The organism is Bradyrhizobium sp. Mp27 (assembly GCF_029953005.1).
Classification (GTDB): Bacteria; Pseudomonadota; Alphaproteobacteria; order Rhizobiales; family Xanthobacteraceae; genus Bradyrhizobium; species Bradyrhizobium barranii.
On the sequence record NZ_JASAUS010000049.1, the window covers coordinates 45,035 to 60,062 of the forward strand.

The 15,028-nt window shown below is 64.2% G+C and carries 12 protein-coding genes and 1 pseudogene; 5 read left to right on the forward strand and 8 right to left on the reverse strand.

All coding sequences use genetic code 11. The features are described 5' to 3' along the window. Positions 1-66: 66 nt before the first annotated feature. From QJT78_RS24025 to QJT78_RS24040, 4 genes are all read right to left on the reverse strand, one after another. Positions 67-3,201 carry an efflux RND transporter permease subunit gene (locus tag QJT78_RS24025; RefSeq protein WP_212480591.1) on the reverse strand — a complete coding sequence of 1,045 codons (3,135 nt, stop codon included), beginning with the start codon at positions 3,199-3,201 and terminating at the stop codon, positions 67-69. After that, positions 3,201-4,130 (reverse strand): efflux RND transporter periplasmic adaptor subunit, encoded by a 930-nt coding sequence (locus QJT78_RS24030; protein ID WP_038943430.1) that lies wholly within the window; start codon positions 4,128-4,130, stop codon positions 3,201-3,203. The genes QJT78_RS24025 and QJT78_RS24030 overlap by 1 nt, the downstream gene beginning before the upstream one ends. Positions 4,131-4,307: 177 nt before the next feature. Beyond that, positions 4,308-4,979 carry an OmpA family protein gene (locus QJT78_RS24035; RefSeq protein ID WP_028149296.1) on the reverse strand — a complete coding sequence of 224 codons (672 nt, stop codon included), beginning with the start codon at positions 4,977-4,979 and terminating at the stop codon, positions 4,308-4,310. A 146-nt stretch (positions 4,980-5,125) separates the two neighbouring features. Next, positions 5,126-6,646, reverse strand: a complete 1,521-nt coding sequence (locus QJT78_RS24040; protein WP_028149295.1) for a caspase family protein — start codon at positions 6,644-6,646, stop codon at positions 5,126-5,128. A gap of 367 nt (positions 6,647-7,013) precedes the next feature. Here QJT78_RS24040 and QJT78_RS24045 point away from each other — a divergent pair, with 367 nt between their 5' ends. After that, on the forward strand, positions 7,014-7,820 hold the full coding sequence (locus tag QJT78_RS24045) for an N-acyl homoserine lactonase family protein (RefSeq protein WP_028149294.1): 807 nt from the start codon (positions 7,014-7,016) through the stop codon (positions 7,818-7,820). Positions 7,821-7,960: 140 nt separating this feature from the next. Here QJT78_RS24045 and QJT78_RS24050 read toward each other — a convergent pair whose 3' ends face one another. The 3 genes from QJT78_RS24050 to QJT78_RS24060 all read right to left on the reverse strand — a co-directional run bounded on the left by QJT78_RS24050 (position 7,961) and on the right by QJT78_RS24060 (position 10,493). After that, on the reverse strand, positions 7,961-8,962 hold the full coding sequence (locus QJT78_RS24050; protein WP_038943431.1) for an ABC transporter substrate-binding protein: 1,002 nt from the start codon (positions 8,960-8,962) through the stop codon (positions 7,961-7,963). Between the two features lie 178 nt (positions 8,963-9,140). Next, positions 9,141-9,884 carry a methyltransferase domain-containing protein gene (locus tag QJT78_RS24055; RefSeq protein WP_038952156.1) on the reverse strand — a complete coding sequence of 248 codons (744 nt, stop codon included), beginning with the start codon at positions 9,882-9,884 and terminating at the stop codon, positions 9,141-9,143. Between the two features lie 66 nt (positions 9,885-9,950). After that, entirely contained in the window at positions 9,951-10,493 is a 543-nt protein-coding gene (locus tag QJT78_RS24060; RefSeq protein WP_028149292.1) for a MarR family transcriptional regulator, read from the reverse strand. A 110-nt stretch (positions 10,494-10,603) separates the two neighbouring features. Between QJT78_RS24060 and QJT78_RS24065 the strand changes: the two genes are divergently transcribed. Genes QJT78_RS24065 through hmgA form a run of 4 tightly spaced genes read left to right on the forward strand, consistent with a single transcriptional unit; the run spans position 10,604 to position 14,782 of the window. Further along, on the forward strand, positions 10,604-12,220 hold the full coding sequence (locus tag QJT78_RS24065; protein WP_038943434.1) for an FAD-dependent oxidoreductase: 1,617 nt from the start codon (positions 10,604-10,606) through the stop codon (positions 12,218-12,220). Between the two features lie 8 nt (positions 12,221-12,228). After that, positions 12,229-12,453, forward strand: a complete 225-nt coding sequence (locus QJT78_RS24070) for a DUF2783 domain-containing protein (RefSeq protein WP_038943435.1) — start codon at positions 12,229-12,231, stop codon at positions 12,451-12,453. 23 nt (positions 12,454-12,476) lie between these two features. Continuing rightward, positions 12,477-13,433 carry an MBL fold metallo-hydrolase gene (locus tag QJT78_RS24075; protein WP_028149290.1) on the forward strand — a complete coding sequence of 319 codons (957 nt, stop codon included), beginning with the start codon at positions 12,477-12,479 and terminating at the stop codon, positions 13,431-13,433. A gap of 2 nt (positions 13,434-13,435) precedes the next feature. Continuing rightward, positions 13,436-14,782 (forward strand): homogentisate 1,2-dioxygenase, encoded by a 1,347-nt coding sequence (gene hmgA, locus QJT78_RS24080; protein ID WP_038943436.1) that lies wholly within the window; start codon positions 13,436-13,438, stop codon positions 14,780-14,782. 128 nt (positions 14,783-14,910) lie between these two features. On the opposite strand, the pseudogene QJT78_RS24085 reads toward hmgA, so the two are convergent. Further along, a pseudogene (locus QJT78_RS24085) lies at positions 14,911-15,028 on the reverse strand (IS110 family transposase); the annotation flags it as partial.

Consider the following 15,028-nt stretch of genomic DNA (forward strand, 5'->3'; position numbering starts at 1 on the left):
CTGCGGCGCCGGGTTCGCTGACGCCGCTCGCTGAACCAGCTTGAGTTGTCGACGTCCGTATCACGGCTACTCCGCCGCGGGGTGCACCATGCCCTTTTTATCCGGCGCCGCGCCGTGATGATCGGCGGTCTCGGCATCCTCGCTGTGCACGATCAGCCGCTTGGCGAATCGCCAGATCAGGGCGCCTAGATCGTCCATCACCATGAACATCGCGGGCACGAATACCAGCGACAGGATGGTCGAGAAGATCAGGCCGCCGATCACCGCGAGCGCCATCGGCGAGCGGAACTCGCCGCCGGCGCCGACCGCGAGCGCGCTCGGCATCATGCCCGCTGCCATCGCGATCGTGGTCATCACGATCGGGCGCGCGCGCTTCATGCCGGCGTCGATCATCGCTTCCTCGCGCGGCTTGCCGGCGCGGATTGCCTCGATGGCGAATTCCACCAGCATGATCGCGTTCTTGGTGACGATACCCATCAGCATCAGGATGCCGATCCAGACCGGCGTGGTGAGCTGCTTGCCGGTGATCAGCAGTGCGGCGATGGCGCCGCCGATCGAGAGCGGCAGCGAGAACAGGATGGTGATCGGCTGCAGGAAGGTGCCGAACAGCAGCACCAGCACGGCGTAGACCATCATCAGGCCCGCGGTGATCGCAGTGGCGAAGCCGTCGGACAGCTCGTTCAGGCTTTCGGCGTCGCCGGAGGGCGAGACCTTCACGCCCTTCGGCCGGCTCTTCATCACAGGCAGGTCGTAGATCTTCTTGGTCGCGTCGCCGAGGGCGGCGGAGCCGACGAGGTCGGCGGCGACGGTTGCCTGCCGCTCACGATCGTAGCGGTTGATGCTGGTCGGACCCTGGTCGAGCTTGACGTCGGCGATGACCGAGAGCGGCACGCCGCCCTTCTCGCCGCGCTCGCCGAGCGGCACGCGCAGCTGTTCGAGCGTCCTCAGATTACCGCGCGCGGCGTCCTCGAGCTGGACGCGGATCGGCACCAGGCGGTCGCCGACGTCGAACTTGGCGAGCGCGGGCCCGACATCGCCGATGGTGGCGACGCGGATGGTCTGCGACAGGCTTTCCGTGGAGACGCCGAGGCGCGCAGCGAGATCTGCGCGCGGTTCGATGCGCAGCTCGGGCCGCTCGAGCGTGGTTTCCGAGATCACGTTGGAGATGGTCGGAATCCGCTTCATCTGCGTCGCGAGCTCGCTGGCGACGTTGTTGACGATGTTGGCGTCGACGCCGGTCACGACCAGCGAGATGGCGCGCAGGCCGTTCTCGTCGAGGAACCAGAAGCGGATGTCGGGAACGTTCTCCAGCTCCTGGCTGATCGAGAATTCGAGCTCGCGCTGGGTGATGTCGCGGCTGTCCTTGGGCGTGTAGTTGATGATCAGAGAGGCGCGCCGGACTTCCTGGGTGCCCGGCGGGACGCGCCCGCCATCGACGAAGATGCTCTTCACCTCCGGCCGCTTGCGCAGGCGAGCGACGATGTCCTCGGTGACCTTCTCGGTGTAGGCAAGCTGGGTGCCCGGCGGCAGCTCGAGCGCCAGCAGCGAGCGCGCGCTGTCCTGCGCCGGCAGGAAGCCCTGCGGCAGCAGCGTGATGCTCCAGATTGAGGCGGCGAACACCCCGAAGCCGATCAGCACGGTGATGAAATGGTGCTTCACCGACCAGGCCACGATCCGGTGATAGGCGCGCAGCACGCGGCCGGGCGGCGGCTCTTCGTGCGCATGGTGCTTGAGGAAGTAGGCGGCCAGCACCGGCGTGACGAAGCGCGCCGCGAGCAGCGAGAAGAACACTTGCACCGAGACGGTGATGCCGAACTGCTTGAAGAACTGTCCGGCGATGCCCGACATGAAGCTTGCGGGCGCGAAGATCGCGATGATGGTCAGCGAGATCGCGATCACCGCGAGGCCGATTTCGTCGGCGGCCTCGAGCGCGGCACGGTAGGGCGATTTGCCCATGTTCATGTGCCGGACGATGTTCTCGATCTCGACGATGGCGTCGTCGACCAGGATACCTGTCGACAGCGTGATGGCGAGGAAGCTGACGAGATTCAGCGAGAAGCCGAGAAGGTCCATCGCCCAGAACGCCGGGAAGATCGACAGCGGGAGCGAGATCGCGGCAATGATGGTGGCGCGCAGGTCCCGCAGGAACAGGAGCACGATGATGACGGCAAGGATGGCGCCTTCGAACAGGGTCGAGATCGCCGCGTGGTAATTGCCGTTGGTATATTCGACCGAGGTGTCGATCACCTTCAGGTCGACGTCGGGATAGGCGGCCTTCAGCGCGTCGATGCGCTTCTGCACGGCCTCGGCCACCTTCACATCGCTGGCGCCCTTGGATCGCTTGATGCCGAGGGCGACCACCGGCTCGCCGTTGAAGCGGGCGAAGGTGCGGCGGTCCGCGATGGTGTCGGTGACGGTACCGAGATCGTCGAGCCGGACCTCGCCGCCGCCGAACAGCGGGATCATGGTGCCGGCGAGATCGCCCAGCGTCTTGGCGCCCGCGAGCGTGCGGATCGCCTGGTCGTTCTTGCCGATCTCGGCGCGGCCGCCGGCGACGTCGACATTGGTGCCGCGCAGGCTCTGGCTGACATTGACCGCGGTCAGCCCCATTGCCTGCATCCGGTCCGGGTCGAGCGAGACCAGGATCTCGCGCTCGACACCGCCGATGCGCTCGACCTGGGCGACGCCGCGCACGCCCTGCAGCGCGCGCTTGACCACGTCGTCGACGAAGTAGGAGAGCTGCTCCGGCGTCTTGCCAGGCGAGATCGCGGCATAGGTAACGATCGGCAGGCCGATCACGTCGACGCGCTGGATCAGCGGCTCGGTGACGTTCTGCGGCAGGTTGGAGCGCACCCGCGTCACCGCGTCTTTGACGTCGTTGAGCGCGCGGTCGGTGTTGGTTTCCAGCGCGAACTGGATGGTGGTCACTGACACGCCGTCGGTGATCGAGGAGGTGATATGCCTGACGCCCTCGACGCCGGAGACGGCGTCTTCAACCGTCTTGGTGACCTGGGATTCGAGTTCTGCGGGCGCGGCACCGAATTGCGACACCACGACCGAGATCACGGGAATGTCGGCCGAGGGCAGCCGCGTCACCGCGAGCTTGGTGAAGGACACCCAGCCGAGGACCAGGAGGATGATCGAGAAGACGACCGACGGCAGCGGATTGCGGATCGACCAAGCCGAGATATTGAGAGCCATCAGCGTACCCGCGTGCGATCGAGTTCATCGGCGAACATGGTCTTGATCTGGTCGCCGTCATGGAGCGAAGACCCGGCGTCGGCCACGACGATTTCGCCGACCTCGAGGCCTTCCAGGATTTCCGTCGCGCTGTCGGACGACAGCCCGACCCGTACCTTGCGCGTCTCGACAATATTGTTTTTGACGACCTGAATGGTGAGATGGTCGATCGCGGTCTTGGGGATCGAGACGCCGCAGCTTCGCTTGGCGTCGATCGAGGCGCGGGCAAACACGCCGACCTTGAGCGATGGATTGTTGGTGACGCTGATGCGGACGCGGCCGAGCTGCGTGGTGCGGTCGATTTCGGGCGCGACCAGCCGGACCCGGCCGATCAAATCGGGCGCGTCATCGCGGCTGATGCGCACGGTGGCGCCGGGATTGAGCTTGGGCATGTGCACCGCCGGGACCTGGGCGTCGAGCTCGATCTCGTTGTTGACGGCGATGCGGAACATCGGGCCGGCCTGCGGCGAGGCGGGCGCGCCGACGATGGTGCGCACTTCGGTGACGAGGCCTGGCGCGGGCGCCTTCAGCGAGATCGGGCCTTGCGGGCCGGGTCTTTGCGGCTGGCCGGGGATCTGCGGCGGCGCCGTCAGGCGCGCCAGCTCCTGATTGTCGGTGACTATGGCGCCTTCGGTGACGAAGAGGTCGGTGACCCTGGAGCCTTCCTGGTCGGCGACGACCACGGCCTCGCGGCGCGGCACGAAGAAGCCGGTCACCCGCACGAGGTCGGAGAAGCAGGCGTTGGTCGACTTCGCCACGATGACGAGCGCCTCGCTCGGCGTTTCCTTCGCCTCGGGGCGATGCCGATGCTCGAACAGGTAATAGCCGACGCCGAGCGCAACGACGAACACCACGGTTCCGGCAGGCTTGAGATATTCGGAGGCGTTCATCGCCGGATTGTCCTGGCCTGGCTCACGGCCATCCGCACGAGGCCTGCTGAGAGCGTTTCCCTGAAATAAAGCGGCGTCCCGCAAGGCTGCGGGACGCGCTTTTGAAGCAAGACTTTACACCACATCACGACTTGGCAGTTCAAAGGATTTAGCACTTCAAAGGATTACGTCGTGCTCTCACTTCGATGCGGTGGTCTTGTTTTCCATGTTGACGACCTGCACGCGACGATTGACCTCCGCCATCGGCTGGGCCGGGTCCTTCAGCTTGCTCTTGCCGTAGCCGACGGTGACGAGATCGGTCGCGGCGATGCCGTACTTGTCGACGAGGTAGCGCTTGATCGAGTCCGCGCGGCGCTCCGACAAGTCCTGATTATAGCCCTCGCCGCCGGCGGCGTCGGTGTGGCCGGCCACCACGAAGGTCGAGCCCTTCAGGTCGGGGCTGGTCAGCGCGCGACCGAGCGCCTGTACCGAGGCGAGCGACTTGGCGCTGATATTGGCCGAGTTGTAGTCGAACGTGATCTCAAGATCGATGTTCGGCTTGTCCTTGGCGACCGACGCGATCTCTTCGCGCTCGGTCGACGAAAGCGAACGCGTCGGGCGGCCGCGCACGGACTGGATCAGCTTGGTTTCCGCCGCACTGGGTGCGGGATCGGCCTGCGGGGCGATCGAGAGGCCGCGGGTCAACGGCTTCTTCGGCGGCGGCGCCAGCGCGCGGACGATCTCGTCCTCGGTGACGTTCTTGCTGTTGCCGTCGTCGCCCGCGAACGCGAGCGGGGTCGTCAGCGACAGAGCAGCGCCGACCGTGATGATGGACAGGATCGCGGTAAATCCCTTTGCAGCCAATCTCATTGCCAGTCCCTCCTGCGCAGCTGACATGCGCGGTTCCAAAATTCCTGCAATCGCCCCCCGGGAAAGGCCGCCTGCGGCATCCGTCCGTTAGTGTTCCCTGGGCCGCCGAGGGTTCGAGGCGTCTGCCGCCTCAACTCAAAAAAATACTAGCGTACTCCGTAGCTTGCGAATTCCTGAACAATGTTCGGGTCCATCGCCTTGGCATTGGCGATGTCGAGCGCGCCTTCCTGCGCCGAGCCGTTGCGCTGCTTGGCAATCCCGCGGCCAAAGAGCGAGGAGGTCAGGCGCGGGTTGATCTTCAGGGCTGCGTCGAAATCGGCGATGGCGTTTTTGACCGCTCCCGATTTCAGATTGACGAGCCCTCGGCTGTCCAGCGCATCGACGAAATTCGGCCGCAGCCGCAGCGCCTCGTTGCAATCCTTCAACGCGCCCTGGAGATCGCCGACCACGGTGCGGGTCCAGCAGCGGTTGTTCAGCGCCTCGACGTCCTTCCCGTTGATCCGAAGCGTCTCGTCGAAATCCTTGATGGCCAAATTGTAGGCGCCCTTGCTGGCATAGACCTGACCGCGCCGGTACAGCGCATTCACGTCATCAGGATTGGCGGCGATCTTGGCGGTCAGGCCCTTGATGGTCGGATCCTCCGCCAGCGCGGCCGCACTCGGCCCGCTATCCATGCTTGGTGCGGGGGTGGTCTCGGCTGGTTTCACCGGCGGTGGCGCCGGCGGCAAGGCGGCCTCGACCTGCGGTTTCGGTGAGGGCGCCGGAGCCGGAGCAGGAGCAGGTGCTGGAGCAGGTGCCGCTGCCGTGTCCGCCGGCTTCGGCGGCGGAGGCGGTGCGGGCGGAGCCGGCGGCGGATTGTTGGCGACCACCGGCGGCGATGGCGGCGGTGCCGTCATCGACGGACGCGATCCGCCGGCGCCCGGAATGAAGGAAAAATCCTCGGCGAGCGAGGAGGAGATCCACGGCACCTGTTCGCCGCGCGAGGCGCGGGTGACGCCCATCTTGGTGCGGTTCAGCGTCTCCTCGGCCATCAGGTCGGGGACGCGGATCTCCTTCAGGAGCTCCTGGACGAACAGGCTGTGATCGCCGCCCGCGTCCGAGACCACCGAGGCCAGTGCCGCCGAGTACATCACCAGCGTGCCGTTCGGCGCGATGACCGGCGTCAGGCCGGCCGAGAAGCTGCGGAACCGGCGCTCGAAGGGATTGCGCCTGGACGCGTCGACCAGCGCGATCTTGACGCCCGCGCCGCGGGTATTGAGCTCGCCGAGCACGGTCTCCAGGCTGAAACCGTCGCGGCGGACGTCGGATTCGGTCCAGATCTGCGCGTCGATCGGCAGCATATAGCTCTGGCGCGCCGACTGGATGCCAAAACCGCTGAAGAAGATCAGCGCCACCGAGCCCGGCTTGATCTTGCCATAGAGCTTGTCGAACGCGCGGCGCATGCCGTCGCCGGTCAGGTTCTCGCCGATTTCAACGGAAAAGCCGTCGCGCTTGAGCTCGTCGGCGACGTCGCGCGCGTCGTTGAGCGGTTCCTTCAGCGGGGCGTCCGCGTCCGGATATTTGGCGTTGCCGATGACCAACGCATAACGGTCGCCGGCGGCCAGGGATGGCGCAACCGGGACGAGCGAAACGAGCAAGGGCAGAAGAAAAAGGAAGCGAATTTTCATAATCAGCGCGGTCCAGCCAAAAAGGCGCCGTTACCAGCTTGCGCCGCGGCGACCTTAACTTACGCAATGTGCATTATCAAACCGCGGAAGGGGGGCGTCAACCGCTTGGAGATTCGGCATTATCGCGACAATTGACCGCGATGCATGGGCGCGCCGGGAGGGGAATAAACGGACTGTCACGGTTGTGCTCGGCGCCATCTGGTTCGACTCTGCGGCAGGATGCTGGAGCAGCCGCGGCAAAGAAGATGTGAGGGGTCTCACATAGCAGGCTGGACGCTGTCGCAGCCCTCCGGTGTTTGACCTTTACGGCCGACGATGGCTTGGTGTGCTCGATCGTCCCCGAAGGTCCAACTCAGAAAAGAAAACCATGGGAAACGCCTACGAAATCTACGCCCTGCGTTATGCGACGATGTCGCCCCGCACCCCCAACATGAATTTCCTTCAGCCCGACCCGCATGACAGCGCGGCGCAGGATCTCGACTATTTCGTCTGGCTGATCCGCGGCGGCGGCCGCGACATCCTGGTGGATACCGGCTTCAATGCCGAGGAGGCGAGCGCGCGGGCGCGCAAGCTGACGCTCAATCCGGTCGATGCGCTGGAGCGCTTCGGCGTCGCGGCGTCGAGCGTTCGCGACATTATCGTGACGCATCTGCATTACGACCACGCCGGCAATCTCGATCGCTTCCCGAATGCGCGCTTCCATCTCCAGGAGCGCGAGATGGCTTACGCGACGGGACGCTGCATGTGCAACGGACTGCTGCGACATCCGTTCTCGGTCGAGCACGTCACGCAGATGGTGCGTCATGTCTATGGCGAACGCGTAACCTTCTATTCCGGCGACGGCGAGATCGCGCCCGGCGTCACCGTGCATCGTGTCGGCGGCCATTCCGACGGCTTGCAGGTGGTCAAGGTCGAGACCGCGCGCGGGCCGTTGGTTCTGGCGTCCGATGCCGCGCATTACTACGCCAATCTGCAGCGCAAGAGCCCGTTCCCCATCGTCTACAATATCGGTGACATGGCGCAGGGCTGGGAGACGATCGAACGCCTCGCCGGTCATCCTGACAGGTTCATTCCCGGCCATGATCCGATCGTGACGGAGATCTATCCGCGTGCCAGCGCCAAGGTCGATGCCTGGGCGCTGCATTTGCCGCCGTCGCGGTCGTTTGCGAAATGACGGAATCCGGGGCGTGTACTTGCGAGCCCTAAGCGCGGCTCAGATCAGGCGGGCCTGATGTCTGCTGCGCTCCTGAAAGCAGCGCGCAAAGGAGCATCGCCGGAGGTTCGATTCGGGCCAATCGCAGACATTCTGCCTGCTCATTCGATCACTTCGTCGGCGGTCAGGAGAGAGTCTCGACCAGCCGCCAAACCAAGCGCCTTGGCCGCTTTAAGGTTTACAACCAGCTCGAACTTGGTTGGCTGCTGTATCGGCAACTCGGCCGGCGTTGCGCCTTTAAGTATTCTGTCCAGATAGATAGCGGTCGCGCGTGACAGGTCAGGCAGGTTGACTCCGTAAGAGACAAGGCCACCGAGCTCCACGCCCTCTCTGGCGGCGTAGATCGTCGGGAGGCGGTTCTTCTCGGCAAAGGGTACAATCCGAGAGTACTGGCTGTACAGCATCGGACTAGGAAACACGACGAGACCATCCGCTCGCGCTTTGGCCAACTCCGCAAACGCACTTTCGAGATCGGCGGGGCTATCCGCCGGCACAAGTTGAAGGCTTGCTCCGAGAGATCGGGCGGCGCTCTCAATCTCGTTCAGCATCCCCTTCATTGTGCGCTCACCGTATGCACGAGGGTGCCACAAAACGACAACGTGAGAGAGACCGGGAACGATCTCCTTAAGCAGTTGAAGCCGTTTGGACACCAACTCCGGGCCGAGAAATGCCGTCCCGGTGACATTGCCGCCCGGCCGCGCCAGGCTGGAAGCGAGTTCGTCGTCGACGGGATCTGCCATACCTATGCCGACAATCGGAATGGTGGAAGTCGCTTTCTTGGCTGCGCGGACGGCCGGGGTAGCCAAAGCAACAATTGCGTCGACGCGGTGCGTCACGAATTCCTGCGCGTACGCGTTGAGCTTGTCCTCATCGCCGTCTGCGAATTTACGGTAAAACGCGACATTCTTTCCTTCAGTATAGCCGAGCACACGCAATGCCGGCACAAACGCATCGAGAGTCTTTAGACTTGCGTCGGACTTGTCACCGCGGCCGAGTGAAAGCACACCGATCTGATGAAGCCTGGTCGATTGCTGAGCATGACCTGCGAACGGCCACGTTGCAGCCATACCCCCAACAACCGTGATGAACTTGCGCCGTTTCATGCGGCCCTCAGCCAAGCCGAACTATCGTACAGACAAAAGGTGGCGCCTTGGAAGTGTAATCAGGCCGGTGAAAGTCTGCTTTGGGTCAAAAGCGCCGGTTCGAGCCTCAGCCGGCGACTTCCGGTCTGACCTCTTCTTCGGACATGTTCAGCCTCTGAGACGGGCGGCGGGCGTGGTGTCAGCGAGTGCCGGCAGGATCCGCACAAGCAACGATATTGCGGGGAGATTTTCGAGCCGCTACCTCCGGCGGAGAGAATACCGCCAGGTATCCTCCGTCCCCTGCGAGCTTATATGTGGCGACCTCGCGATAGCCGACGGCGGTCAATTCGCAGCGCAAGAGTTCAATTGGTGTGCCGTGCTTCGACGTCGGAAGCTCAAGATCGACAATTCCGACCCGCGCATCCTGCTTTAGAGCGGCCGCGAGATTGTAGAGGAAGGCATAGGGTTGGGCTATCTCGTGATACATGTGCACGAGGATTGCAGCATCCAGCGAGGAAGCGGGCAGACGCGGGTCGTGTGGTTCGCCGAGGGCGAATTGCACGTTCGTCAACTTCAGACGTTCTGTTCGCCTGGCGAGCTCGATGAGGTAATCCCGCGTGACGTCCTGGGCAACGACAGAGCCGGCGGGGCCGACGAGGTGCGAGAGCCTGACCGTGTGGTAGCCGCTGCCTGCTCCAATGTCGCCCACTGTCATACCTGGTTTCAGTTCAAGAGCACGTGCGATTTGACCGGCCTCATTGAGGGCGTCTCGGCGCTCTTCGGCGGCGCGGCGCGGGCTGACGATCCGTGCAACAGGGCGCTGTGGTGAGGGAAACTCGTTTGCAGCGACTCCGGGGGAAGCCAGATAACCTATGTCAGCGGCGTATGCGCGAGTTGCAGCAAACGGCGTAAGTAGCGCCGTTATATAAGCTAGTGCCGTCACGGACCTGCCAAGCTTTCTCAATCGGCCTCCCAAAAGCCGACGTCTGCACCTCTATGAGTACGCGCCCTAATACGCCTCTTTCGCGTCGGCCTCTTCGCTGGTCTGGATCAGGTCGAGGCTCTGTTCGATCTTGCCGAGCAGGGCCGAGAGCTGCTTGCGCTCCTGCGCGGAGAGGCAGGCGAGGATCTCGTCTTCCCGCCGCAGCAATTGCGGGAACAGCTCTTCGTACAGCGCGCGACCCTTCCTCGTCAGTTGCAGGCGGAATTCGCGGCGGTCGGCTTCGTTCTCGACCCGCTCGATCAGCCCCTGGTGCAGCAGCGTGGTCACGGCGCGGCTGATGGTCGATTTGTGCGTGCGGGTGCATTGCGAGATGTACTGCGCGCTACAGGCTTCGTTGCGGAAGCCGAGCGTGGCGATCACGCGCCAGGCCGGAATGTCGAGGCCGTGACGCTCCTGATATTCGACCGCAAGCGCGGAACTCACCTCCGCCGCAAGCCGGTTGAGGCGGAATGGCACGAACTTGAACAAATCGAGCCGCGCCTTCGGCCGCGGCGATGCCTCGTCCATCTCTTGTCTCTTCAGCGCCGCATCGCTGGATGTCCTCGCCAAGGCTTGCGCTCCGAATTCCTGTTGACGGCCGGCCGGCTCGGGTCCAAAATAGTTGCACGTGAGACTATCTAGCAGATCAGTCCTCTCTTGACCAGAGCCGAGGTTAGCGCATGGCGCAGGCCAATACGCAGCAGGCCAAAACCCAGTTCGGCTATCGCCGCCACCCCGACCAGGATCGTCCCGGCCACAACGCGGCCGAGCATCCCGTGGCGGTCGTCGGCGCGGGCCCGGTGGGGCTGTCGCTCGCGATCGACCTTGCCCAGCGCGGCCAGCGCGTCGTCCTTCTGGATGATGCCGACCGGATCGGCGAAGGCTCGCGCGCGATCTGCTTCTCCAAGCGATCGCTCGAATATTGGGACCGGCTCGGCGTCGGCGACCGCATGGTCGAGAAGGGCGTGGTGTGGAGCGTCGGCCGCATCTTCCATGGCGAGTCGCAGCTCTACCAGTTCAACCTGCTGCCGGAAGACGGTCACAAGCGGCCGGCCTTCATCAATCTCCAGCAATATTACGCCGAGGCCTATCTGGTCGATCGCATCAGTGATCTGCCTGAGATCGATCTGCGCTGGCGCAACAAGGTGACGGCGCTTGAACAGCGCAACGATTCCGTCGCGCTGACGATCGAGACGCCGGAGGGCGCCTATCGCCTGCACGCGCAATATGTCGTCGCCTGCGACGGCGCGCGCTCCTCGCTGCGGCAGATGGTCGGCGCCGAGTTCGCGGGACAGGTGTTCGAGGACCAGTTCTTGATCGCCGACGTCAAGATGACGGCGGAGTTCCCGACCGAGCGCTGGTTCTGGTTCGATCCGCCGTTTCATGCCGGGCGCTCCGCGCTGCTGCACCGGCAGCCCGACGATGTCTGGCGCATCGATCTCCAGCTCAATCGCTTTGCCGATCCCGTCGTCGAGAAGAAGCCGGAGAATGTGCGGCCGCGGATCGCGCGCATGCTCGGTCACGACAAGTTCGAGTTCGAGTGGATCTCGCTCTACAAATTCCAGTGCCGGAGGATGGATCGCTTCCTCCACGGCCGGGTGATTTTTGCGGGCGATTCCGCGCATCAGGTCTCGCCCTTCGGTGCGCGCGGCGCCAATTCCGGGCTAGAGGACGCGGAGAATCTGTCCTGGAAGCTCGACCGCGTGCTGCGCGGCACCTCGCCCGCGAGCCTGCTCGAGAGCTACCATGTCGAGCGGAGTCTCGCGGCCGACGAGAACATCCGCGAATCCACCCGCTCGACCGATTTCATGGCGCCGAACTCGCATCAGGAAGCGCGGCTGCGCAAGGCGGTGCTGTCGCTGGCCAAGGAAACGGAGTTCGGCAAGCGCATGGTCAATGGCGGGCGGCTCTCGGTGCCGTGCAGCTACGACTCGCCGCTGTCATCGCCCGACGCCGATGCGTGGCGCGGCGGACCGTTGCCCGGCTGCTCCATGCTCGACGCGCCCGTTGGCGAGCAGGCCTATCTGACGGACGCATTCCGCCGGGGTGGAACGGACTTCACCTTGCTGTCGTTCAGCAATGGCGCGGCGATCGATGCGCCCGATGGTGTGAAGGATATCCGCATCGGTGGCGAGGGCGGGCTCGCCGATCCCTCGGGCCTTGTCGCAAAGCGCTATGGCGCCGAGCCTGATACAGCTTATCTGCTCAGGCCCGACGGCTACGTTGCGGCGCGCTTCCGCCATCCGACGCGTGCGGCGATCGCGGCCGCGTTGTCGCGGGCCCAAGGCTTGAATTGAGGATTCGCATGCCGCTTTCAACCAGCTCCAACTTCGCGCGGCCCGACGATGCGTTTCGTGCCATCGTCGAGGCGCACCGCGGCTTCACCGACGAGCAGAGCGCCGATTTCGACGCGGCACTGGTCCTGATCCTCGCCAACCATATCGGCGACATCGACGTGTTGCGGGAGGCGATCGTGCTCGCGACGCGGCGCATGACCGACGGCCAGCAGCAACAACAGCAACAACAATAACCCAAAGACCTGAGGACGAATTGATGGCGAAGAACTTCGCATCCACCGGCGATCTCTCCGAGAAGAAGATCACCTTCTCCGAGATCGGCACCGATCTCTATGCCTTCACCGCGGAGGGCGATCCGAACACCGCGATCATCGTCGGTGACGACGGCTGTCTGGTGTTCGACGCGCAGTCGACGCCGGCGATGGCCAACAAGGTGATCGAGCGCGTCCGCACCGTCACCGACAAGCCGGTCAAATATGTCGTGCTGTCGCACTATCACGCCGTCCGCGTGCTGGGCGCTTCCGCCTACAAGGCGCAGGGCATCGTGGCCTCGCAGGAGACTTATCGCCTGATCGAGGAGCGCGGCCAGCAGGATTGGGATTCCGAATACGGCCGCTTCCCGCGGCTGTTCCAGGATGCCGCGAGCATTCCCGGCCTGACCTGGCCGACGCTGACCTTCGAAGGCGAGATGTCGATCTATCTGGGCAAGCGCGAGGTGCGCCTGATGCAGTTAGGGGCCGGCCACACCTCCGGCGACATCGTCGCCTGGGTGCCGGATGCCGAAGTGATGTTCTCCGGCGACCTCATCGAATATCACTCGGCCTGCTATTGCGGTGATGCGCATTTGCGCGAATGGCCGCTGACGCTGAACGAGATCCGCAACTTCAATCCCAAGGCGATCGCGCCGGGCCGCGGCGATGCGCTGAAGGGCACGGCCACGGTGCGCGAAGCCATCGCGATGACGCGCGACTTCGTCACGTCGCTGTATGGCGCCGCCGAGATTTCGGTCGCGAAGGGGCGTACGCTGAAGGAATCGATGGCGGCGACGCGCGAAGTGATGGACCCGAAGTTCCACAGCTTCGCCATCTACGAGCACTGCCTGCCGTTCAACGTGTCGCGCGCCTATGACGAGGCATCGGGGATCGACGACCCCGTGATCTGGACCGACAAGCGCGACCAGGAAATGTGGGCCGCCCTGCAAGGAGGAGGATAGTCATGAACGTCAACACCTCGCCCGACCAGATCATCCGCAGCTCGGCGCAGGTCACGCCGGGCTACATGTCCGGCTTCGGCAACAGCTTCGAGACCGAGGCGCTGCCGGGCGCGCTGCCGATCGGACGCAACTCGCCGCAGCGCTGCGCCTACGGCCTCTATGCCGAGCAGCTTTCCGGCTCGCCCTTTACCGCGCCGCGTGGCACCAATGAACGCTCCTGGCTCTATCGCATCCGCCCGTCGGTGAAGCACTCCGGCCGCTTCGAGAAGGCCGATGCCGGCCTGTGGCGCTCGGCGCCCTGCCATGAATACGATTTGCCGATTGCGCAGTTGCGCTGGGATCCGGCGCCGATCCCGAAGGAGGACATGACCTTCCTTCAGGGCGTGCAGACCATGACGACCGCCGGCGACGTCAACACGCAGGCCGGCATGGCCGCGCATGTCTACCTCATCACCAAATCGATGGTGGACCAGCACTTCTACAATGCCGACGGCGAACTGATGTTCGTGCTCCAGCAGGGCAATCTGCGTGTCGTCACCGAATTTGGCCGTATCGACGCCGAGCCCGGCGAGATCGTGGTGATCCCGCGCGGCGTCAAATTCCGCGTCGAGATTCCGAACGGTCCCGCGCGCGGCTATCTCTGCGAAAATTATGGCGGCGCCTTCACGCTGCCGGAGCGCGGGCCGATCGGCGCCAATTGCCTCGCCAACGCGCGCGACTTCCTCACCCCGGTCGCGCATTACGAGGACAAGGACACGCCGACCGAGCTCTACGTGAAATGGGGCGGATCGCTGTTCAAGACCACGTTGCCGCATTCGCCGATCGACGTCGTGGCCTGGCACGGCAATTACGCCCCCTACAAATACGATCTGCGCACCTTCTCTCCGGTAGGCGCGATCGGCTTCGATCACCCCGATCCCTCGATCTTCACGGTGCTGACCTCGCCGTCGGAGACCGCGGGCACCGCGAACATCGACTTCGTGATCTTCCCCGAGCGCTGGATGGTGGCCGACAACACCTTCCGCCCGCCCTGGTATCACATGAACATCATGAGCGAGTTCATGGGCCTGATCTACGGGGTCTACGACGCCAAGCCGCAGGGTTTTGTCCCGGGCGGCATCTCGCTCCACAATTGCATGCTGCCGCACGGCCCCGACCGCGATGCCTTCGAGCACGCCAGCAACGGCGAGCTGAAACCGGTCAAGCTGACCGGCACCATGGCCTTCATGTTCGAGACCCGCTACCCGCAGCGCGTGACAGCGCATGCCGCGAAGTCGTCGACGCTGCAGGACAATTACGCGGATTGCTGGACGGGCCTGGAGAAGCGGTTCGATCCGAACAAGCCGTGACGTTCTGCCCCTCGCCCCTTGTGGGAGAGGGTGGCATAGGCGGCCTCTGGCCGCCGTCTCTTAGGAACGCCGATGCTTTGCATCGGCTATGGCGCAGCGGCGAGACGGGTGAGCGACTGTGTTCGCTGTCAAGCGGGTTGCCATGGTGTTTTCGTCCTGATCATGACGTTGAGGATGGTCAGCAGCTTGCGGGCGACGGCGATCAGGGCAACGAGCTTCGGCTTTCCATTGGCCACGAGGCGGTCA

Coding starts and splice junctions, on each gene's coding strand:
- QJT78_RS24025 (WP_212480591.1), bottom strand. CDS start 3,201: ATGGCTCTCAATATCTCGGCTTGGTCGATCCGCAATCCGCTGCCGTCG.
- QJT78_RS24045 (WP_028149294.1), top strand. CDS start 7,014: ATGGGAAACGCCTACGAAATCTACGCCCTGCGTTATGCGACGATGTCG.
- QJT78_RS24065 (WP_038943434.1), top strand. CDS start 10,604: ATGGCGCAGGCCAATACGCAGCAGGCCAAAACCCAGTTCGGCTATCGC.
- QJT78_RS24040 (WP_028149295.1), bottom strand. CDS start 6,646: ATGAAAATTCGCTTCCTTTTTCTTCTGCCCTTGCTCGTTTCGCTCGTC.
- QJT78_RS24030 (WP_038943430.1), bottom strand. CDS start 4,130: ATGAACGCCTCCGAATATCTCAAGCCTGCCGGAACCGTGGTGTTCGTC.
- QJT78_RS24035 (WP_028149296.1), bottom strand. CDS start 4,979: ATGAGATTGGCTGCAAAGGGATTTACCGCGATCCTGTCCATCATCACG.
- QJT78_RS24070 (WP_038943435.1), top strand. CDS start 12,229: ATGCCGCTTTCAACCAGCTCCAACTTCGCGCGGCCCGACGATGCGTTT.
- QJT78_RS24075 (WP_028149290.1), top strand. CDS start 12,477: ATGGCGAAGAACTTCGCATCCACCGGCGATCTCTCCGAGAAGAAGATC.
- QJT78_RS24050 (WP_038943431.1), bottom strand. CDS start 8,962: ATGAAACGGCGCAAGTTCATCACGGTTGTTGGGGGTATGGCTGCAACG.
- hmgA (WP_038943436.1), top strand. CDS start 13,436: ATGAACGTCAACACCTCGCCCGACCAGATCATCCGCAGCTCGGCGCAG.